16 protein-coding genes are annotated in these 21,090 nt (G+C 70.1%); 5 read left to right on the top strand and 11 right to left on the bottom strand.

Annotation, left to right across the window (positions count from 1 at the left end; translation table 11 throughout):
• Window positions 1–212: 212 nt before the first annotated feature.
• The 6 genes from serA to IEY86_RS22080 all read right to left on the bottom strand — a co-directional run bounded on the left by serA (window position 213) and on the right by IEY86_RS22080 (window position 9,874).
• Window positions 213–1,802, bottom strand: coding sequence for a phosphoglycerate dehydrogenase (serA, locus tag IEY86_RS22105; RefSeq protein WP_189133537.1), 1,590 nt, complete (start codon window positions 1,800–1,802; stop codon window positions 213–215).
• A gap of 270 nt (window positions 1,803–2,072) precedes the next feature.
• Window positions 2,073–3,071 carry a ketol-acid reductoisomerase gene (gene ilvC, locus IEY86_RS22100; RefSeq protein ID WP_189133536.1) on the bottom strand — a complete coding sequence of 333 codons (999 nt, stop codon included), beginning with the start codon at window positions 3,069–3,071 and terminating at the stop codon, window positions 2,073–2,075.
• A 128-nt stretch (window positions 3,072–3,199) separates the two neighbouring features.
• Window positions 3,200–3,724 (bottom strand): acetolactate synthase small subunit, encoded by a 525-nt coding sequence (ilvN, locus tag IEY86_RS22095; protein WP_189133535.1) that lies wholly within the window; start codon window positions 3,722–3,724, stop codon window positions 3,200–3,202.
• Between the two features lie 27 nt (window positions 3,725–3,751).
• Window positions 3,752–5,623 carry an acetolactate synthase large subunit gene (locus IEY86_RS22090; RefSeq protein ID WP_189133534.1) on the bottom strand — a complete coding sequence of 624 codons (1,872 nt, stop codon included), beginning with the start codon at window positions 5,621–5,623 and terminating at the stop codon, window positions 3,752–3,754.
• 198 nt (window positions 5,624–5,821) lie between these two features.
• Window positions 5,822–8,671, bottom strand: coding sequence for a putative bifunctional diguanylate cyclase/phosphodiesterase (locus IEY86_RS22085; protein ID WP_189133555.1), 2,850 nt, complete (start codon window positions 8,669–8,671; stop codon window positions 5,822–5,824).
• A gap of 267 nt (window positions 8,672–8,938) precedes the next feature.
• Window positions 8,939–9,874: a 2-hydroxyacid dehydrogenase gene (locus IEY86_RS22080; protein WP_189133533.1), complete on the bottom strand. Its 936-nt coding sequence runs from the start codon at window positions 9,872–9,874 to the stop codon at window positions 8,939–8,941.
• A gap of 72 nt (window positions 9,875–9,946) precedes the next feature.
• On the opposite strand from IEY86_RS22080, the gene IEY86_RS22075 reads away from it, so the two are divergent.
• The 3 genes from IEY86_RS22075 (at window position 9,947) to IEY86_RS22065 (ending at window position 12,757) form a co-directional block, all read left to right on the top strand.
• Window positions 9,947–10,951, top strand: a complete 1,005-nt coding sequence (locus tag IEY86_RS22075; protein WP_189133532.1) for an aldo/keto reductase — start codon at window positions 9,947–9,949, stop codon at window positions 10,949–10,951.
• A 436-nt stretch (window positions 10,952–11,387) separates the two neighbouring features.
• Window positions 11,388–12,572, top strand: coding sequence for a PQQ-dependent sugar dehydrogenase (locus IEY86_RS22070; protein WP_189133531.1), 1,185 nt, complete (start codon window positions 11,388–11,390; stop codon window positions 12,570–12,572).
• Between the two features lie 14 nt (window positions 12,573–12,586).
• Window positions 12,587–12,757 (top strand): DUF6191 domain-containing protein, encoded by a 171-nt coding sequence (locus tag IEY86_RS22065; RefSeq protein ID WP_189133530.1) that lies wholly within the window; start codon window positions 12,587–12,589, stop codon window positions 12,755–12,757.
• 1,613 nt (window positions 12,758–14,370) lie between these two features.
• Here the strand turns inward: IEY86_RS22065 and IEY86_RS22060 are convergent.
• The 4 genes from IEY86_RS22060 to IEY86_RS22045 all read right to left on the bottom strand — a co-directional run bounded on the left by IEY86_RS22060 (window position 14,371) and on the right by IEY86_RS22045 (window position 18,969).
• Window positions 14,371–17,406: a helix-turn-helix transcriptional regulator gene (locus IEY86_RS22060; protein ID WP_308425159.1), complete on the bottom strand. Its 3,036-nt coding sequence runs from the start codon at window positions 17,404–17,406 to the stop codon at window positions 14,371–14,373.
• A gap of 95 nt (window positions 17,407–17,501) precedes the next feature.
• The gene (locus IEY86_RS22055) at window positions 17,502–17,681 is read right to left on the bottom strand and encodes a hypothetical protein (protein WP_189133528.1); all 180 of its coding nucleotides are present in this window, start codon (window positions 17,679–17,681) and stop codon (window positions 17,502–17,504) included.
• A 170-nt stretch (window positions 17,682–17,851) separates the two neighbouring features.
• Window positions 17,852–18,151, bottom strand: coding sequence for a DUF397 domain-containing protein (locus tag IEY86_RS22050; RefSeq protein ID WP_189133527.1), 300 nt, complete (start codon window positions 18,149–18,151; stop codon window positions 17,852–17,854).
• The gene (locus IEY86_RS22045) at window positions 18,148–18,969 is read right to left on the bottom strand and encodes a helix-turn-helix domain-containing protein (protein WP_189133526.1); all 822 of its coding nucleotides are present in this window, start codon (window positions 18,967–18,969) and stop codon (window positions 18,148–18,150) included. The genes IEY86_RS22050 and IEY86_RS22045 overlap by 4 nt, the downstream gene beginning before the upstream one ends.
• Window positions 18,970–19,186: 217 nt before the next feature.
• On the opposite strand from IEY86_RS22045, the gene IEY86_RS22040 reads away from it, so the two are divergent.
• Entirely contained in the window at window positions 19,187–19,324 is a 138-nt protein-coding gene (locus tag IEY86_RS22040) for a hypothetical protein (protein WP_189133525.1), read from the top strand.
• A 114-nt stretch (window positions 19,325–19,438) separates the two neighbouring features.
• On the opposite strand, the gene IEY86_RS22035 is transcribed toward IEY86_RS22040, so the two are convergent.
• Window positions 19,439–19,714 carry a hypothetical protein gene (locus IEY86_RS22035; protein ID WP_189133524.1) on the bottom strand — a complete coding sequence of 92 codons (276 nt, stop codon included), beginning with the start codon at window positions 19,712–19,714 and terminating at the stop codon, window positions 19,439–19,441.
• Between the two features lie 338 nt (window positions 19,715–20,052).
• Between IEY86_RS22035 and IEY86_RS22030 the strand changes: the two genes are divergently transcribed.
• Window positions 20,053–21,069: a hypothetical protein gene (locus IEY86_RS22030; protein ID WP_189133523.1), complete on the top strand. Its 1,017-nt coding sequence runs from the start codon at window positions 20,053–20,055 to the stop codon at window positions 21,067–21,069.
• Window positions 21,070–21,090: the final 21 nt, after the last annotated feature.

The following is a 21,090-nucleotide window of genomic DNA, read 5'->3' as shown; positions in this document are numbered from 1 at the left end:
CTGCGGTGTGCACCGGCTGCTCTGTGCCCGTCACTGATCCAGGCACTTCGCTCGCCCAGGCCTTCACTGATCCAGCGAAGAGCTTGGCGTTTACAACGGTAAGCCAGCCAGGCCGGGAAGTCTCGCCGATTACTAGGGTTTCCTAGTATCTGAGACAGTCAAGGGCCCATCCCCGCGGGGATGGGCCCTTGACCTGCGAAAACGTAGGTGTATCAGTCCGTGAGACTGACCGCCTTCGCCGAGGTGGCACCGATCTCGCCAACGATCTCGTTGAGCACGGGCTGCGGGATCGCGCTGTCCACGGTCAGCGCTGCCAGCGCCTCCCCGCCCTGGGCCGCACGGGCGACCTGCATACCGGCGATGTTGATCCCCGCCTCGCCCAGGACGCGGCCGACGGTGCCGACCACGCCGGGACGGTCGGCGTAGCGCAGGAACGCCATGTGGTCGCTGAGCATGAGGTCCACGTCGTACTCGCCGACGCCCACGACCTTCTGCGTGTGCTTGGGGCCGACCAGGGTGCCGGAGACCGCGACCTCGTCACCGCTGCCGAGGGTGCCGCGCACGGTGATGACATTGCGGTGCTCGGGGCTCTCACTGCTGGTGGTGAGGCGCACCTCGACACCGCGCTCCTGGGCGAACAGCGGCGCGTTGACATAGGAGACCGTCTCGGCCACGACGTCCTGGAAGACGCCCTTGAGGGCGGACAGCTCCAGCACCTTCACATCGTGCTGGGTGATCTCGCCGCACACCTCGACATCGAGGCGCACCGCGACCTCGCCCGCGAGCGCGGTGAAGATCCGGCCCAGCTTCTCGGCCAGCGGCAGGCCGGGGCGCACGTCCTCGGCGATGACACCGCCCTGGACGTTGACCGCGTCCGGCACGAGCTCGCCGGCCAGCGCAAGGCGCACGGACCTGGCGACCGCCACGCCCGCCTTCTCCTGGGCCTCGTCGGTGGAGGCGCCCAGGTGCGGGGTGGCCACCACGTTGTCGAACTGGAAGAGCGGGGAATCGGTGCAGGGCTCCTTGGAGAACACATCCAGGCCCGCGCCGGCGACCCGGCCCTCCTTGAGCGCGCTGCCCAGCGCCTCCTCGTCCACGATGCCGCCGCGGGCGGCGTTGACGATGCGGACGGTCGGCTTGACCTTGCGCAGCGCCTCGTCGCCGATGAGCCCGAGCGTCTCGGGGGTCTTGGGCAGGTGGACGGTGATGAAGTCGGAGACCTCGAGCAGCTCGTCGAGCGGCAGGAGCTTGACGCCCATCTGGGCGGCGCGCGCCGGCTGGACGTAGGGGTCGTAGGCGACGATCTTCATACCGAAGGCGGACATGCGCTGGGCGACCAGGACGCCGATGCGGCCGAGGCCGACGACGCCGAGGGTCTTCTCGCTCAGCTCCACGCCCGTGTACTTGCTGCGCTTCCACTCGCCGTTCTTCAGGGCCGCGTTGGCCGGCGGGATGTTGCGCGCGGTGGCGATCAGCAGACCGCAGGCGAGCTCGGCCGCGGTGACGATGTTGGAGGTCGGCGCATTGACGACCATCACACCGGCCTTGGTGGCGGCGGAGACGTCCACGTTGTCGAGGCCGACGCCCGCGCGGGCGATCACCTTGAGCTTGTCCGCGGCGGCGATGGCCTCCGCGTCGACCCTGGTCGCGCTGCGGACGAGGATCGCGTCCACGTCGGCGATGGCGGGCAGGAGTTCGGCTCGATCGGCGCCGTTGCAGTGGCGGATCTCGAAGTCGGGGCCCAGGGCGTCGACGGTTGCGGGCGACAGCTCTTCGGCGATGAGTACGACGGGTTTGCTCACGTGGTCCTCACTTGATCCTTCGCGCACGGCCGGTCCCTTCGGCGTACGCGGGGGAGGCGGAATGAAGGATTACATGCCGCGTGGAAGACGCACGACGCTGTGAGCCTGACGCGCTCTTGCAGTCTAGCGACGGTGTCGGAGCGATCTCGCGCCGTTGCGTATGGATCACCCCTTCGGGGGTGGACACTATGGACAACGGGCGGCGGCACGCCCTGTCACCAGGGTGGACCGCCGCCCGTCGACAGCGCTTGGAATCACACTGGAGCGGCTTTACGCCTCCTCGTCCACCCAGCTCATGAGCTTGCGCAGCTTCTTGCCGGTGGTCTCGAGGGTGTGGTCGGCGTCGGCCTTCTTGTACTCGTTGTACTTCGGCAGGCCGGCCTTGTACTCGGCCATCCAGTTCTTGGCGAAGGTGCCGTCCTGGATCTCGCCGAGGACCTTCTTCATCTCGGCCTTGGTGTTGTCGTTGATGATGCGGGGGCCGGTGACGTAGTCGCCCCACTCGGCGGTCTCGGAGACCGACCAGCGCATCTTCTCCAGGCCGCCCTCGTACATCAGGTCCACGATGAGCTTGAGCTCGTGCAGGCACTCGAAGTAGGCGATCTCCGGCTGGTAGCCGGCCTCGACCAGGGTCTCGAAGCCCGCCTTGACCAGCGCGGAGGCGCCGCCGCAGAGCACGGCCTGCTCACCGAACAGGTCGGTCTCGGTCTCCTCGGTGAAGGTGGTCTTGATGACGCCGGCGCGGGTGCCGCCGATGCCCTTGGCGTAGGACAGGGCGAGGTCGAAGGCCTTGCCGGTGGCGTCCTGCTCGACGGCCGCGATACAGGGAACGCCGCGGCCCTCCTCGAACTGGCGGCGCACGAGGTGGCCGGGGCCCTTGGGGGCGACCATGCACACATCGACGCCCGCCGGGGGCTTGATGAAGCCGAAACGGATGTTGAAGCCGTGGCCGAAGAAGAGGGCGTCGCCGTCCTTCAGGTTCGGCTCGATGGCCTCCTTGTAGACGTCGGCCTGGATCGGGTCCGGAACGAGAACCATGATCACGTCGGCCTCGGCGGCGGCCTCGGCCGCGGTGACCACGCGAAGGCCCTGCTCCTCGGCCTTGGCCCGCGACTTGGAGCCCTCGGGGAGGCCGACGCGCACGTCGACGCCCGAGTCTCGCAGGGACAGCGCGTGCGCGTGGCCCTGGCTGCCATAGCCGAGAACCGCGACCTTGCGGCCCTGGATGATGGACAGGTCGGCGTTGTCGTCGTAGAAGAGCTCGGCCACTTCGGGTTTCTCCTTGATTCGGGGTGTGCTGCCCACGTTACGACGGGCGGGCGGGAGCGGGCTTCGCGGTCTCGGTATCCGGTCGGACCGACCGGACCGAGGGAATCGGGCCGGTCGGCCCGGCGGGGTCAGGCCGACCGGTCGAGGGCGCGCAGCGACCTGTCGGTGATGGAACGCCCACCGCGGCCGATCGCGACCATGCCGGACTGGACGAGCTCCTTGATACCGAAGGGCTCCAGCATCTTGAGCATGGCCTCGAGCTTGTCGGAGCTGCCGGTGGCCTCGATGGTGACGGCCTCCGGGGAGACGTCGACCGTCTTGGCGCGGAACAGCTGCACGATCTCGACGATCTGCGAGCGGGTCTCGTTGTCGGCGCGGACCTTCACCAGAACGAGTTCGCGCTGGACGGCCGCCGACGGCTCGAGTTCGACGATCTTCAGGACGTTGACGAGCTTGTTGAGCTGCTTGGTGACCTGCTCGAGCGGCAGTTCCTCGACACTCACGACGATGGTGATGCGGGAGATGTCGGGGTGCTCGGTGGTGCCGACGGCGAGGGAGTCGATATTGAAGCCGCGGCGGGAGAACAGCGCCGTGATGCGGGCGAGCACGCCCGGCTTGTTCTCGACGAGGACGGAGAGCGTGTGCTTGGTCATGGTGGCGGTTACCTTCGATCCTCGTCGTCAGTCGTCTTCGTTGTCGCCGAAGTCGGGGCGGACGTCGCGAGCGGCCATGATCTCGTCGTTGGAGGTGCCGGCGGCGACCATCGGCCAGACCATGGCGTCCTCGTGGACGATGAAGTCGATGACGACCGGGGCGTCGTTGAGCTTCATGGCCTGCTCGATGACGGAGTCGAGCTCGTCGGGCGACTCGCAGCGCAGGCCGTAGCAGCCCATGGCCTCGGAGAGCTTGACGAAGTCGGGGACGCGGGTGCCGCCGCTGGGGGTCTTGATCTCACCCTCGGTGGCGCCGCCCTCGGGGACCGTGGGGCCGGAGTGCAGCACGGTGTTGGAGTAGCGCTGGCCGTAGAAGAGGGTCTGCCACTGGCGCACCATGCCCAGCGCGCCGTTGTTGATGATCGCGACCTTGATCGGGATGCCGTTGAGGGCGCAGGTGACCAGCTCCTGGTTGGTCATCTGGAAGCATCCGTCGCCGTCGATCGCCCAGACGGTCCGCTCCGGCTGGCCCGCCTTGGCGCCCATGGCGGCGGGGACGGCGTAGCCCATGGTGCCGAGGCCCCCGGAGTTCAGCCAGGTGTAGGGCTTCTCGTAGCCGATGAACTGCGAGGCCCACATCTGGTGCTGGCCGACGCCCGCCGCGAAGATCGTGTCCGGGTCGCTCAGCTCGCCGATGCGCTTGATGACCTGCTGCGGGGACAGGCTTCCGTCGTCCGGGGTCTCGTAGCCCAGCGGGTAGGTCGCCTTCCAGCTGTCGATCCTGGCCCACCAGTCGGCGTAGTCCCCGCGGTGGCCCGCGTCGTGCTCGGCCTGGACGGCGACGATCAGGTCCGCGATGACCTCGCGGGCGTCGCCGACGATCGGCACGTCGGCGAGGCGGTTCTTGGAGATCTCCGCCGGGTCGATGTCCGCGTGGACGATCTTGGCGTTGGGGGCGAAGGTGTCGAGCCTGCCGGTGACCCGGTCGTCGAAGCGGGCGCCGAGGGCCACGATCAGGTCGGCCTTCTGCAGCGCGGTGACGGCGGGGACCGAGCCGTGCATGCCCGGCATGCCGACGTGCTGCGGGTGGCTGTCGGGGAACGAGCCCAGGGCCATCAGCGTGGTGGTGAGGGGGGCGCCGGTCAGCTCGGCGAGGATCCGCAGCTCCCGCGTGGCCCGGGCCTTCAGGACGCCGCCGCCGACGTACAGGACCGGGCGCTGCGCGGCGGTGATCATGCGCGCGGCCTCGCGGATCTGCTTGGCGTGCGGCTTGGTCACCGGGCGGTAGCCGGGCAGGTCGGCGGTGGGCGGCCAGGAGAACGTGGTCCGGGCCTGGAGGGCGTCCTTGGAGATGTCGACCAGGACCGGGCCGGGGCGGCCGGTGGAGGCGATGTGGAAGGCCTCGGCGATGGTGCGCGGGATGTCGGCCGCGTCGGTCACCAGGAAGTTGTGCTTGGTGATCGGCATGGTGATGCCGCAGATGTCCGCCTCCTGGAAGGCGTCCGTGCCGATGGCCTTGCTGGCGACCTGCCCGGTGATGGCGACGAGCGGGACGGAGTCCATGTGCGCGTCGGCGATCGGGGTGACCAGGTTGGTGGCACCGGGTCCCGAGGTCGCCATGCAGACGCCGACCTTGCCCGTGGCCTGCGCGTAGCCGGTCGCCGCGTGGCCCGCGCCCTGCTCGTGGCGGACGAGGACGTGACGCACCCGGGTGGAGTCGAGCAGCGGGTCGTAGGCGGGGAGGATCGCACCGCCGGGAATACCGAAGACGGTGTCCGCACCCACTTCCTCGAGCGAACGGATGAGGGACTGCGCGCCCGTCACTCGCTCAACGGCGGGCTGCGCCGGGTTGCGGGGCCGCGGCTGCGGATGGTGGGCCCCAGTGGCCTGCTCGGTCATCTGCGTTCTCTTCTCGAGAGGATGGTGCGGAGGGTGTTTGCGGCAACAAAAAACCCCTCGTGCCGTAGGGCAAGCGAGGGGAGCGCGTCAGCTGTGCGATCACGGGCTTCAATGAGCCCTGGATCAGCCGACGCGCCGTCCAAGTACGAGAATTCGGGTGCGCATGGAACCGACCTTCCTCCGAGAGCGGTCAGAGTGTCAAGCCGGTGGGACGGACGTCTCATTATTCGGTCGGAAGGGACGGCGCACGGGAAGGGCTCCCGCGGGCACCGGTGCAGGTGGGGCGGTATGTGGCACAGGGTACTCGCCCCGCGAGAGTGACCTGTTCAGCCGTCCCTCTTCCAGCGGGCCCGCGAAGACGGCGCCCTGGGCGTGGGTGCAGCCGAGCGCCCGCAGCGCGATCGCCTGCTCGGGCAGGTCCACCCCGTCGGCCACGGTCACCAGGCCCAGCTCGGTGCAGATCCTGAGCATCCCGGCGGTGAGCTTGTGCAGCCGCGCGGATTCGACCACCCCCTCGACGAAGCTGCGGTCGATCTTGACGATGTCCACGGGCAGGCGGCGCAGGGCGGTCATCGACCCGGAGCCGGCGCCGAAGCAGTCCAGCGCGATGCGCACCCCGAGCCGCTTGAGCCCCACCAGGCGCCGCTCGAGCTCCTCCATGGAGTCCCGGGGATCGCTTTCCGACACCTCGAGGACGAGTGCCTCCGGCGGCAGCCCCCGGCTGGTGATGATCGCCTCGATGCTGTGGGCGGGGGCTCCGCGGTCCAGCAGCCGCTTGGCGGACATCCGCACGGCGATGGGCATGTCCAGCCCGTTGCGGTAGCGGCGGGCGGCCTGCTCGACGGCCTCCTCGACCAGCCAGCGGCTCAGCTCGGCGGTGCGGTCGGTGTCCTCGGCCATGCGCAGGAATTCAGCCGGGGTGAACAGGATGCCCTGCGCGGAGCGCCAGCGCGCCTGGGCCTCGACCGCGGTGATCTCCCCGGTGACCAGGTCCACGACGGGCTGGTGGAGCAGGGTGAACTCGCCCTCGTGGAGCGCGGCGCGCAGCCTGGTGGCCAGCTCCGCCCGGCGGGCGACGTCGGCCTGGAGCTGGGGGACGTACATCTCCACCCGCCCCTTGCCGGTGGACTTGGCCCGGTACATCGCCAGGTCCGCGTTGCGCATCAGCTCGGTGGGACTGATGCCGGAATCGGCGAAGGCGATGCCGATGCTGGCCGCCACCCTCACCTCGGCGCCGCCCACCCGGTAGGGCTCGGACAGGGCGCAGCGCAGCCGCTCGGCCACCTCCCTGATCTGGAGCTCGCGCACATAGCGGTCGTCGCTGCCGCCGCAGATGAGGGCGGCGAACTCGTCCCCGCCGAAGCGGGCGACGGTGTCCACGGCGCGGACGGCGTCCTGGAGCCTGCGGGCGGCGCAGACGAGCAGTTCGTCGCCCGCCTGATGGCCCACGGAGTCGTTGACCGCCTTGAAGCCGTCGAGGTCGATGAACAGGGCCGCGGCGATGCCGTCGCCGCTGCGCCGCCCGCTCAGGGCCTGGCGGACACGCTCGGTGAACAGGGCCCGGTTGGGCAGGTCGGTGAGCGAGTCGTGAGACGCGTTGTGCTGGAGCTGGGCCTGGAGCCGGACCCGCTCGGTGACGTCGCGGCTGTTGAAGATCAGGCCGTCCTGGTAGCGGTTGACGGTGGACTCGACATTGAGCCAGGAGCCGGCACCGGAGCGGATACGGCACTCGGTGCGGGTGGCCGGCTCGTCGGCCGGGGAGGCGGCGAGGAAGCGGCGCAGCTCGCACAGGAGGTGGCCGAGGTCGTCGGGGTGGACCAGGCCGGCCAGCTCGGTGCCGACCAGCTCGTCGGCGCCGCGCCCGTAGACGCCCTTGGACGCCGGGCTGACGTAGCGCAGCACCCCGGTCGGCGAGGCGATCATGATGACGTCGCTGGAGCCCTGGACGAGCGAGCGGAAGTGGTTCTCCTTCTGCGCCAGCTCCTGGGTGAGCGAGACGTTGTCGATGAGCATGATGCCCTGGCGCACCACGAGGGCGAGCACGACCATGCACGCGGTGAAGAGCACGAACCGGTCGATGTGGCGCCCGTGCAGGACGTTGAGGAGGATCCCCAGCGTGCAGACGGCGGCCGCGATGTAGGGCGTGAGCGCCGTGAGGGACCCGGTGACCCGGCGCGCGGGCGCGCGCGGGATCTGACGGCGGGCGAGCGCGGCGTCCTCACGGGCGCTGACCCAGGGGGCGTAGGCGAGCAGCATGCTGCCCGCGAACCATCCGGCGTCGAGGATCTGGCCGGAATGGTAGTTGTCCCGCAGCCCGGGGGCGGTGAACAGCGCGTCGCACAGGACGGTGAGGGCGAGCGCGGCCAACGCGGTGTTGACGGCGGCGCGGTTGACCGAGGCGCGCCGGAAGTGGAGTGCTATGACCATGCTGACCAGGACGATGTCCAGCATGGGGTAGGCGAGCGCGAGCGCGGTGCGCAGGGAGCTGCCGGAGTCGCCCTCGGCGGTGCGGGCCAGCGCCAGGCTCCAGCTCAGCGTGATCAGGGATCCGGCGATCAGCCAGCTGTCGAGGGCGAGGCAGACCCAGCCGAGTCGGGTGCAGGGCCGCTTGGCCAGGACCAGCAGGCCGACGATGGCCGGGGGCGCGAAGAGGAGGAAGCAGAAGTCCGCGGCGGAGGTGAGCGGGACGGGCCGGCGCAGCACGACCTCGTACCACCCCCAGACGCCGTTCCCGAGGGACACCATGAAGGACGAGGTGGCGAAGAGCATCCACGCGGGTCTGCTGGGTCCGGAGACTCTGCGCGCGTACCACAGGCAGGACACGCACGAGCAGAGGGCGGCGGCCGAGAGGCCGAAGTCGCCCATGAACCCGGCGACGGCGGGGGTCCCCCAGCCGACGGCCGAGCCGACCGCGTAGCCGCCGCACAGCAGCGCGACGACCAGTTGCGGAAGCAGACCGCCCCGACCGCCCAGAGCGGGCGGCCGGGCGAGCACCGCCCCTTGGGCGCTCACCTCACTCCCCGCCCTCCGGGAAGCCTCGGCGTCCATGTCCGCGTCGGGTGGTTGGTCCAGCAGTAGGTCCATTGGCCGCACATCGCCCGTCGCCCCCCTTAGGTCCGTGACTCACTTGGTTTCAGGCGCTCGCACTCCGCCCCCACCAATTGGGAGTAACGGCGCATCCCCATCCGGACGATACACCAGACCGGTCACACAGGGACATAGTTGCTCTACCGAGCGTAACCGGATCGGGTGTCACAGACACACAGTGCAGCCGAAAGTCCGCCAATCGCCGATCCGTTCTCGGAATAGGGCAACTCAGCTCATGACAATGACATTTTCCAATGATTCTCCGGTGAGATAACGGTTCAGCTGAGCGATCACCAGACGCTCGGCGCGGGGCCGGAACGCGCTCGTACTGCCGCCCACGTGGGGGCTGATGAGGGTGTTGGGCGCGTGCCACAGCGGGTGTCCGGCGGGCAGCGGTTCGGGGTCGGTGACGTCGAGGGCGGCGTTGAGACGACCGGATTCGAGCTCCACCAGGAGGGCCTTGGTGTCCATGATGGCGCCCCTGGCGACGTTGACGACCAGGGCGCCGTCCTTGAGGCGGCCGAGGAAGGTCGCGTCGACCATGCCCTCTGTTTCCCGAGTGAGCGGTGTGACGAGCACGACCACGTCTGCCTGGGGCAGCAGGTGCGGGAGGTCGCTCAGGGAGCGCACGGGACCCCTGGGAGTCGCACGCGCGGAGCGTGCGACGCGCACGACGTCGCACTCGAACGGAACGAGGCGTTCCTCGATGGCTTCGCCGATGGCGCCGTAGCCGACGATGAGCACCGTGCGGTCGGCGAGCGCCGGGTAGAAGCCGGCGTACCACCGCTCGGTGTCCTGCCCCCTCACGAAGCGCGGGATGCCGCGCAGCGAGGCCAGGATGAGCGCCAGGGTGAGCTCCGCCGTACTGGCGTCGTGGACGCCGCGCGCGTTGCACAGCGTCACCCCTTCGGGAATGTGTGGAAGGAGGTTGTCCACACCCGCGGTGAGGGTCTGCACGACGCGCAGATTCCGCATCCGGGGCAGGAGCGGGACCGCCAAGGGTCCCTTCAAGTATGGCGGTACGAAGAATTCCACTTCTTCGATTCCGGACGGGAGTTCGCCTTCTCCGTTCCAGTACGAGTAATCCGGGCCGTCGGGCAGGCCGTCGATTTCGTCGGGCGGAAGGGAGAGCCAGACCTTCGGAGCTTTCTTAGCCAGTGCCATGTCAGGAGGCTAAGTCAGCAGAGGTTAGTTTGGTGCTGCCGCCGTGACGGGGCAGTGCGAGAGGACGTACGGGTGGAGCGCAGGACGATCGGGGCGGCGGCTCTTGAAGTGGGCGCCGTCGGTCTCGGATGCATGCCGATGAGCTGGGCGTACACCGCCTCGCGGCAGGACGGTGAGAGTTCGCTGCGGGCGGTGCACGCGGCGCTGGACAGCGGGGTGACGCTGCTCGACACGGCGGACATGTACGGGCCGTTCACCAATGAGCTGCTCGTCGGCAGGGCGCTGAAGGAACGGCGCTCGGAGGCGTTCGTCTCCACCAAGTGCGGTCTCCTGGTGGGCGAGCAGCATGTGGTGGCCAATGGGCGGCCGGGGTACGTACGGCGGGCGTGCGATACCTCGCTGAGGCGCCTCCAGACCGATGTCATCGACCTCTACCAGCTCCACCGGGTCGATCCCGAGGTGCCGTTGGAGGAGACCTGGGGGGCGATGGCGGAGCTGGTCTCGGTGGGCAAGGTCCGCTCGCTGGGGCTGTGCGCGGTGGGGGCGCGCGCGAACCGACGCGGAGGCGCGTCGGGGCGCACTGGTATTCACTCGGTGACGCTGAGTCAACTTCGGCGGGCGCAGCAGGTGTTCCCGGTGTCATGTGTGCAGGCGGAGCTGTCGGTGTGGTCCACCGAGGCGCTGGACGCGCTTCTGCCGTGGTGCTCGGCGCGGGGAGTGGGATTCATGGCGGCGATGCCGCTGGGGAACGGTTTCCTCAGTGGGACGCTGCGGCCCGGGGAGGGGTTCGAGCCCGACGATGTGCGGGCCCGGCACCCGAGGTTCACGGCGGAGATGATGGCCGCGAACCAGCCGATCGTCGTGGGACTGCGGCGGATCGGGGAGCGGCACGGCGCCACCCCGGCGCAGGTGGCGCTGGCGTGGGTACTGGCGCAGGGGGCGGGGGTGGTGCCGGTGCCGGGAACGAAGCGGGAGCACTGGGCCAGGGAGAACGCGGGCGCGGCGGAGCTGAGGCTCACGGATGAGGATATGGCGGAGATCGCGGCCCTGCCGCAAGCGCTGGGGTCGTGGGACTGAGCGGGGCCGAGGGCTTGGAGCGGGCTCGGGCTTGGGGCAGGCCCGGGCTGGGGGCAGGCCCTGGCTGGGGGCGGGGCCTGGCTGGGGGCGGGGCCGTGGGCTTGAGACGGGCCTGGGATGGGGTGCGGGCCCGGGCTGAGGGCAGGCCTGGGGGCTTGGGACGGGCCTGGGCTGGAGTGCGGGCCCGGGCTGAGGGCAGGCCTGGGGGCTTGGGACGGGCCTGGTCTGGGGGCGGGGCCGTGGGCTTGAGACGGGCCTGGGATGGGGTGCGGGCCCGGGCTGAGGGCAGGCCTGGGCTTGGGTGCGGGCCCGGGCTGGGTGCGGGGGCCTGGGGGCTTGGGGCGGGCCTGGGGGCTGACGGGGCTTGTGGGGCCGGTGCGGTGGTTGGGGAGCGATTCCCGGTGTGCGTGGGCGGCGATCGTGTTTACCTGAAGGAGTGTTCACGCACCGAGCGGTCACCCGCCGAGTCCTCACCGCCGTCGCCGTCGCCGTGCTGGTGGCGGTGACGGGCTGTTCGGGAGGCGGCTCCGGGGCGAACGCCTCGCGCAGCCCCGCACCCGGCGGCTCCTCCCCCGGCTCCTCCCCCAGCGCCTCCTCCCCGTCCCGTTCCCCCGACTCGTCGACCCCGTCGGGCCGGGCGGCCACGATCGGCAAGGTGTCCAGGGTCACCGAGGACCTCAACACCCCCTGGGGGCTGGCCTTCCTGCCCGACGGCAGCGCGCTGGCCGCCTCCCGCGACACCGGGAAGGTCGTGCGGGTGGGCCCGGACGGGCGCAAGCAGGACGCCGGGAAGGTGCCGGGAGTTGTCGCGCAGGGCGAGGGCGGGCTCCTCGGCCTCGCCGTCGCGCCCACGTACACCAAGGACCACTGGGTCTACGCGTACTTCACCGCGGCGGGCGACAACCGGATCGTGCGCATGAAGTACGAAGACGGCCGGCTGGGCACCCCTTCCACGGTGATCACCGGAATCCCCAAGGGCAGCAACCACAACGGCGGCCGGATCGCGTTCGGCCCCGACGGCTTGCTCTACGCGGGCACCGGCGAGCGCTACCAGCGGGAGCTGGCCCAGGACGAGAAGTCGCTCGGCGGCAAGATCCTGCGGATGAAGCCGGACGGCTCGGTCCCGCCCGGCAATCCGTTCCCGGACTCGGTGATCTACAGCTACGGGCACCGCAATGTGCAGGGCCTCACGTGGGACGGCGACGGGCACTTGTGGGCGTCGGAGTTCGGCCAAAACAACTGGGACGAGCTGAATCTGATCAAGCCGGGGAAGAACTACGGCTGGCCGGTGGTCGAGGGCGTCTCCGACAAGCCCGCGGACAAGGCGAAGTACGTCAACCCGGTCGCCGTGTGGCACACCGACGATGCCTCCCCCAGCGGGGTCGCGTTCGCGGACGGCGCGGTGTGGATGGCGAGTCTGCGGGGCGAGCGGCTGTGGCGGATCCCGATCAGCGGGGAGAAGGCGGGAAAGCCGAAGGCGTTCCTGACCGGCACGTATGGGCGTCTGCGCACGGTGGTGCGGGCCAAGGACGGGACGCTGTGGCTGACCACGAGCAACACCGACGGCCGGGGGCGGGTGCGGTCCGGTGACGATCTCATCTTGCGTCTGACCTTGCGGTGACGCAGGCTGAACACATGTTCGGCAGCATTTTCGAAGAGCTCTTCGCGCCTGCCCGAAAGCACACCGAGGACGAGCGGAACCGCCTTGAGCTCACGCGCGATGAGCCCGGCGAGTCCGACCCCGGCAAGGGTCCGGTGGACTTCGAGTCGGGTGTGGTCGTGATCAAGCCGAGGCCCCGCGAGTAGCCGCGCTCCGCGCGCGGGCAGTGGGGGCGGCGCGGGCGGCGCGTAGCGGCGCGGCGGCCGTCGCGCTGGACTGACGGTTGTGCTGCCGGGCGGCGGGCTTGGTTGCGCGCTGCCGCGCGAAGGACAAAAGCGCTGGCAAGGTCAGCCAGGGTGGCCCGAGCCGGTAGGCGACAGCGCCCCCGGGCGGGCTGCCGGGCGGGGGATGAGCGAGCGAGCGGCCGTTGGGTGGGCGCGCTTCGCGCGGGGCCAGCGGCGCTAGCCGCCGGGGGACCGTCGCGCTGAACTGACGGTTACACCGCCGAGCGGCGGGGTGGTCTGCGCGCTGCCGCGCGAAAGACAAAAGCGCTGACAAGGTCAGCCAGGGTGACCCAGGCCAGTAGGCGACGGCGCCCCCGGGGCGGGCTGCCGGGTGGAGGATGAGCGAGCGAGCTGGTCGTTGGGTGGGCGCGCTTCGCGCGGGGCCAGCGGCGCTAGCCGCCGTGGGACGGTCGCGCTGAACTGACGGTTACACCGCCGAGCGGCGGGGTGGTCTGCGCGCTGCCGCGCGAAAGACCAAAAGCGCTGGCAAGGTCAGCCGCGGTTGCCCAGGCCAGTAGGCGACAGCGCCCCCGGGGCGGGCTGCCGGGTGGAGGATGAGCGAGCGAGCTGGTCGTTGGGTGGGCGCGCTTCGCGCGGGGCCAGCGGCGCTAGCCGCCGGGGGACCGTCGCGCTGAACTGACGGTTACACCGCCGAGCGGCGGGGTGGTCTGCGCGCTGCCGCGCGAAAGACCAAAAGCGCTGACAAGGTGAGCCATGGTTGCCCAAGCCGGTAGGCGACAGCGCCCCCGGGGAGGCCGGTGCGGGGCCGTCGCGCTGGACTGACGGTTGTGCTGCCGGGCGGCGGGCTTGGTTGCGCGCTGCCGCGCGAAGGACAAAAGCGCTGGCAAGGTCAACCAGGGTGGCCCGAGCCGGTAGGCGACAGCGCCCCCGGGCGGGCTGCCGGGCGGGGGATGAGCGAGCGAGCTGGTCGTTGGGTGGGCGCGCTTCGCGCGGGGCCAGCGGCGCTAGCCGCCGTGGCGGCGGCCGCGCTGGACTGACGGTCCTGCTGCCGGGCGGCGGGGGGTACGGGGGGCGTTTTTGAAAAAGGTGGTGCAATTTCACGTGTCTGCGGAGGGGTGCACGCCGGGGCGCGCGGCGCTGGATTCGCTACCAATTTCAAAAACGGTACCCACATACCCCTGCCCGACCCGGCATCGGCCCCTCGACGCGAAGCGGCGCACCCCAACCGCCACCCGGCCAGCGCAGATCCGCACCGCACCCGGCTCCCGCCGCTGCCAGCGCTTTTAGCCTTCGCGCGACAGCGCGCACACCAAACCCCCAGCCCGACACCCCAACCGTCACAACAACCCCCCGCCGCGAAGCGGCGCACCCCAACCCCCACCCGGCCAGCGCAGATCCGCACCGCACCCGGCTCCCGCCGCTGCCAGCGCTTTTAGCCTTCGCGCGACAGCGCGCACACCAAACCCCCAGCCCAACACCCCAACCGTCACAACACCCCCCCCCGCCGCGAAGCGGCGCACCCCAACCCCCACCCGGCCAGCGTCCTTAGCCTTCGCGCGGCAGCGCGCGGAGCGCTATGCCGAGGCCGTGTGCGTGGTCCCGTGGGGGACGAAGAGGCCCAAGCGGTGGGCCAGGGCCGCGGCTTCGCCTCGGCCGCCTACGCCCAGCTTCGCCAGGATGTTGGAGACATGGACGCTCGCCGTCTTCGGCGAGATGAACAACTCCTCGGCTATCTGACGGTTGGAGCGGCCCGCCGCGACCAGGCGAAGGACCTCGCTCTCGCGACGGGTCAGGCCCAAGCCGCCGTCCTGGGACGGCGGTTCGGCGGCGCGGGGCTCCCGCGGCCCCAGCAGGATGCGGGCCCGCTCCGCCAGGAGGGCTATCTCTCGGCGCAGATGGGCCGCGCCCAAGCGCTCCGCGCACTGCGCCGCCTGCGACAGCGGCTCCTGCGCGCCCTCGCGGTCGCCCGCGCCCACCAGCGCCTCGGCCTGGCGGAAGCGGGCCGTCGCCAGCTGATAAGGCCGCTCCAGCGGCTCCAGGGCGGCCACCGCCCGGCACCACAGGGCGGCGTCGCTGTGGCCGCCCGCACGGGTGAGCTCCGCCTCGGCCATGTACGCCCACGCCTGCCACACCGGCGCGGTGACCCTCAACCCGTCCGCCGCCGCATGGATCCTGGCGAGCACATCCGCCCGCCCCGGCTCCGCGTCGGGCAGGCCGATCGAGTCCGCCTCCGCCTGCGCCGCGTGGAACAGCAACGGCCACGCATACCGCTCCGTGCCGGGCGGGAAGCCCGCCTCGATGGACTCCAGGGCCGTGGCCCGAGCCTGGGCGAACCGCCCCGTGCGCCGGGAAATGCGCACCACCAGGTCGGCCATCGGGATCGCCTGCTGGGGCTCCAGGTACTTGCGGCCCAGATTCTCCCAGGAGCGCTCCAGGAACTCCTCGGCCCGCGCCAGATCACCCCTCAGCAAAGCCAGCTCCGCGTCATGCGTGGCCAGCGAGCCAAGCGTGTTCTCCGCGCGTGCCCAATCCCGGCCCCGGGCCGACTGCTTCTCCGCCTCGTCCCACTCCCCCGTGGAGATCAGCGCCTCGACGAGATTCCCCACGATGAACGCCCCGCTGTCACGGGCCAGTCCATGCTGCTCGGCCACCGCCGCGCCCGAACGGGCCACCTCCGCCGAGCGGGCCGACAGCCCGACCGACTCCATGACGGAGGAGATATTCGTATAGGCACGGGCCAAGAGGTCGGGGTCGTGGGAGGTCTTGGCCTCGGCGATCACCTCGTCCAGCTCCTGGAGCGCCCTCTCGGCCGGCTCCAGATGCGAGTGAAGGACGGCCAGGGTGATCCTGGCGTGCAACTCAACCTCCCGCGCGCCGACCTGGCGGGCCAGCCGCACCGCCTCCTCGGCCGTGCGCACCCCCTCCTCGGTGGCCTGATACAGCATCTCCCACGCGGCGAACCGGCTCAGCACATCCGCCTGGACGGCTGACGGCGGCAACCCGTCGACCAGCGCCCTGGCCTTCAACAGCTCGGCCCGGCCGTCACCGCGCCGCAGGGAGACCACCGCCCGCGAGCGCTGTGTCCAGAACCAGGCCGCCCGCAGCGGGTCTTCGGTCGCGTCGATCAGGCGCAGCGCGCGCTTGGGGAGCGTGTAGGCGCGGTCCCGTGAACCGCCACGGCGAGCCGCCACGGTGGCCTCCGCCAGCATGTCCAGATAGCGCAGGCGGCTGTCCTCACTGTCGGAGTAGCAGCCGCACGGCGGATAGACCTCGGCCGCGCCGTCCCGATACCGCAGCCCTTCCCTGGTCTCCTCGCTGACCGACTCCCACAGCTCCATCGCCCGCTCCAGCAGGGCCAGCTGCTCGCCGTAGGCACTGCGGCGCCGGGCGCTGAACGCAGCCGCCAGCACGGCGGGCACGGCCTTGTCGGCGTCATTCGCGTAATACCAGTAGCTGGCCAGGCGCGTGACCCGCTCGTCTTTGCGGACGAGTCCCGGCTGGGCCTCCAGCGCCTCCGCGTAGCGGCGGTTGAGCCTGCTGCGCTCGCCCGGCAACAGGTCGTCCCCCACGGCCTCGCGCACCAGGGCGTGCCGGAAGCGGTACCCGTCGCCATCGGCCGTCGGCAACAGGATGCTCGCCCCGACCGCGGCGCGCAGGGCTTCGATCAGATCGTCCTCGGGCAACTGGGCCACGGCGGCCAACAGCGGATACTCCACACTCGACCCGCCCTCGGCGGCCACCCGGACCACCCGCTGAGCCTCTTCGGGCAGCGCCTCGACCCGCACGAGAAGAAGGTCGCGCAGGGAGTCGCTGATGCCGACTCCGCAGCCGGAGCCGATCGAGCAGGCCAGCTCCTCGACGAAGAAGGCGTTTCCCTCGGAGCGCTGGTAGACCTGGGAGACGAATGAATGCTCCGGCGTGGCCCGCAGGATCCCGGAGAGCTGACGCTCCACCTCGTCCCGCGTGAAGCGCGGCAGATCGATCCGCTCCACGGCCCGCAACCGCTCCAGCTCGGCGAGGAAGGGCCGCAGCGGATGCCTGCGATGGATGTCGTCGGCGCGGTAGGTGGCCACGACCAGCAGGCGCCCGCGCTGGACGGACCGGAAGAGGAAGGAGAGCAGATCGCGCGTGGAACGCCCGGCCCAGTGCAGATCCTCGATGGCCAGGACGATCGTGCGGTGCTCCGACAGCTTCTCCAGCAGATCGACGGTGAGCTCGAACAGCCGCCCCCGCCCCGACTCCTCGGCGGCCTCGCGCCCGACCTCCCCCAGATCCGGCAGGAGCCTGGCCAGCTCCTCCTCATGACCGAGGGCGGCCTGCTCCAGCTCGGGACCGAGCCGCCGGTGCAGAGAGCGGAGCGCTCCGACCACGGAGGCGTACGGCAGTCCGTCGGCGCCGATCTCCAGGCAGGCACCGAGGGCGGTGACGGCCTGGGCGGCCTCGGCGACGGAAAGGAACTCCTCCAGCAGCCGCGTCTTGCCCACGCCGGCCTCACCACCGATGACCAGCGCCTGAGGCGCCCCCGCTTCGGCGCGGGCGAGAGCGCTGGTCAGGACATCGAGCTCGGTGGTGCGGCCAATGAAAACGGGACTGACGGATGTGGTGTGCACGCTGTTGAGCATCGCACAGGGGTCCGACAGTCCCGGAGTGTTTTTCCACGCTTGCGTAACCACGCCGTCACAGAACTGGTGTCACAGAACTGGTGTCACGCGGCAGGGCGGAAGCGCCCCGATACCAGGTGCTGGCTCACCCGCCCCTCGCCTTCGTTCTTCCGGGAATTGCGGGCGGCCCGCTTGCCACTGACGACCGAACGGGCAAGGCGCTCCTGCTCGGCCTTGCGCAGCATGTCGGCGGCGATCTCCTGGTGCAGTTCGTAGTGGTACATGGTCCTGGCCTCCGTTCGGGCTCCGGAGCCGTTCTCCGTTGCCGTACTAAGAGCTTCGCGTCCCAGGGGGGTCCCCCACATCGGGAGACTGCCCGATCTCCTGCCCCACCAGGGCCTTAGTCCCCAGGCCCCAGATGCCTCAAGGGCGCCTTAGATGCCTGGGGACGGCCTCAGTTCTCCGGAAGGCCCCGCAGGAACACGGCCCAGGACTCGGCCGAAAAGGCGAGGGCCGGACCCTCGGGATCCTTGGAGTCCCGCACGTGGACGGTGGTGGGATGGATGGCGACCTCGACGCAGTCGCCGCCACTTTGATCGCTGTGCGAGCTCTTGCGCCAGTCGAACGCCACCTCGACACACTCGCCGCCACTTTGATCGCTGTACGAGCTCTTGCGCCAGTCGAAGGCGACCTCGACACATTCGCCGCCAGCACCGCCGCTGTAGCTGCTCTTGAACCAGACCAGTTCGCTCATAGCTCTCCCGCCAACTGCTTGATGAGGGCTGCAGATTCGTCAAGCCTGAGGGCCTGCGAGCGGATCATTGCATACCGCTGCATCATCCGCCCCACCTCATCTGCGTCGTTGAGCAGCAAGCTGTTCCCTTGCGATTCCAGATAGGCCAGGTGTGTATGCTCGGGCGTCTCGAGCAGCGTCATTGGGCCATCAACCCCGGCATGCGCCCCCCGGGACTGCGGCATGACGTGGACATTGACATTGCGCAGCTCGGCACAACTGGCCAGGTGGGCGAGTTGTTCCCGCATGACCTCCTTACCGCCGACCGGCCACCGCAACACCGACTCCTCGATGACGAAGTTGACCACGGCTGTCGGCTTGCGAGTGAGGAGCGCCTTGCGCTCCATCCGGGCCGTGACCAGGCGATCCACCTCCTCCTCGTCCAACGGTGGAAAATGCGCCTCGATCAGCGTGCGGGCGTACGCCTCGGTCTGCACCAAGCCGTTCAGCACCAGCGTGCTGTAGGACGAAACGCTGAGGGCCTGCGCCTCCAACAACGCGAACTCCTGGAAGAACTGCGGATACCTGTCGTCCGCCAGATACTCCGTCGCCGCCAGCAGTAACCCGCCCACCTTCAAGGCGTCGTCCGCCCTCGCGATGAACTCCTCGGTCGGGAACCGCGCGCATGTCTCCACCGCGCTCACCAGCGCTCCCGTGTACCCCATCCGCTTGCCCAACTGCTCCTGCGACAGCCCCTCCTGCGTCCGCAGCATCCGCAGCAGATGCGCGAAATACTGCGTCGCCGTAGCAGCCGTACTCTTCTTGCGAGTCCTGGCCATTTCAGGCCACCCCCTCAACATGGTGCAACGCACGACAAGCCGCACTTGACAGTAGCCGCGCGTCCACGGTCCGTTACTGGCGAGCCTACGACGAGGGACCGACAGTGGACCCATGAATACGGAAAGTCACTGTGTCCCGGGATCCGGGCACCGTCTCCACAAGGCCGGTGTCTTCTTTAAGGCGGTCCGGGTGCCCGGCCACCTGGGACAAAGGGCCGTGGAACGGCTTGAAGTGATCGAGCACGGGTCCCCCGGTCCTGCGATCGAGCAACGCGGGGGATCGCGCCATGTCCTGGTCGACACGTCCCCGCTCCACCGCGAGCTCTGCGGCACGGTGTTCACCAGCCGGGTCTGATCGCACACCGCGGGGTCCGGAGGAGTTCTCCGGACCCCTTGGCACGCCCGGGCTCCGGGCAACGTTGTCGTGACGGGGTGTCAGGCAGGGCGCGGAGCCCAGCACTCACGGGGGTCACGCCACAGCCGTGTCCTCGTCCTCGCTCAGCGCGGCGACCGCGGCCTGGGCGCGCTGGACATGGGCCTGGCTGGCCTCTTGGAACTCGGGGGTGCGCACCACGCGACGGATGTGGTCCTCGACGGCCTCGCGGATGACCGCGTTGGCCGTGGACTCCTTCACCGCCGCGAAGGCGTGGACACGCTGCAGCAGCCCTTCGGGGAAGCGCACCGACACGACAAGCTGCCGTTCCTTGTCCTCTTGACGGGCTTTCCGGAGGTTGTCGTCAGTCACTTGGTCCCCTATCTGCGGAGGTCGGGCACCGCCGCCGCGTGACGGCCGGCGACTGGCCCATGAGTCCCTCCCACGTACCCGAGCGCGGTCCGTGTCCGGGGCCCGCGCGCGCCGGGGCGGTTCCCCTGCGTGACTTCACCATACCTGCGTGTACTACAAGTTGAGGTAACTCTCGCAGTTCGGTAGGTCGCAATCTGCGACGTGCCCACTTCCGTTCAACATGACATCCATATCGCCGCATGTTGAAAACTTCCTGAAGTGCTGTAGCCGAGTAGGGTTGCCCGCAGCAGGTGCGTGCGGCAAGTCGATGCACCGTCAACTCACCGTGGAGGATTGGCGTGCCCAGCAGGAACCCTCTCGTAACCGGCCCCTTCGGGCAGCCGGTACCCCCAGGGGCACCCGAGATAGCCAGACTCAGCGCCGCAGCCGTACAGGGCACGCTGCGGGGCGTCCACGCGGGGCTCTACCGCGACCCGGACGTGGAGGAGACACTCCATCAGATTCCCATGCCGCGCACCCACGCCGGGCACATCGACCTGCTGGCCGAGGACTACGTGCCGCTGCCCGACCGGCGGCCTCCCACGGCGGCTCCCGGAGCGGCCGCGCAGTGGTGGCAGAACACCCAGTTCGCCAGCGACTCGTTGTTCGCCGAGCTCGAGTACGCCGTCCGGTCCCGGGTGCGCGGGATCGAGGTGATCGGCGCCAAGGGGGACGGCGCCGCGCGGCTGTCGCAGGCGCAGGCGTGCCGTGAGGAGAACCGGCCGTTCGTCTCGCTGTCCATCAACGGCTCGTTAAGGAACTCGCTCACCACGGGGCTTCCGGACCGCATGGCCGTCTCCATCCTGGTGTGGATGAGCGGGGCGCTGGCGGCCGCCGTGGTCACCACACGCTTTGCCCTGGCGGGTGACTGCTCCAGCGCCTACCGCCTGCGTGTGCCCGAGGACGAGTGGGAGGAGATCACCGAGGACACCACCCGGCAGCCCGCGGACGGAGGGCATGTGGTGCTGCCGCAGGGGATGATGGAGAAGAAGAATCGGTTGCGCGCGACATATCATGACATCTACTTCGCCGATGTCACCAGTGCCGCCATCACCGACGCCCTGCTCGCCCACAGCGCCCCGGCCGGGGTGAACTCCTCGTGCGCTGTACTGGACGCCGCCCTGGCGCTCGTGGCCGCGGCCCACGGGCTCACGGTGCGGCCGCTCGGGGAGTTCGGGCCCGCGTGGAAGCCCTGGACGGCCAGCGCCGCCATCATGAGGGCGCTCAGTCAGGGCACCGGCATCCCGGACCTGGTGATCGCCCGTGACGAGGTGACCGCCAGGGACCTGGCCCAGCTCCTGGACGCACCCGCCTGATCCTTGTGGCCCGCTCCGGCT

Origin of the sequence: Wenjunlia tyrosinilytica, assembly GCF_014646055.1 — a bacterium.
In the GTDB taxonomy this organism is placed as follows: Bacteria; Actinomycetota; Actinomycetes; order Streptomycetales; family Streptomycetaceae; genus Wenjunlia; species Wenjunlia tyrosinilytica.
Note: the sequence above shows the minus strand (reverse complement) of the source record. Positions and strands in the feature narration are given on the sequence as shown.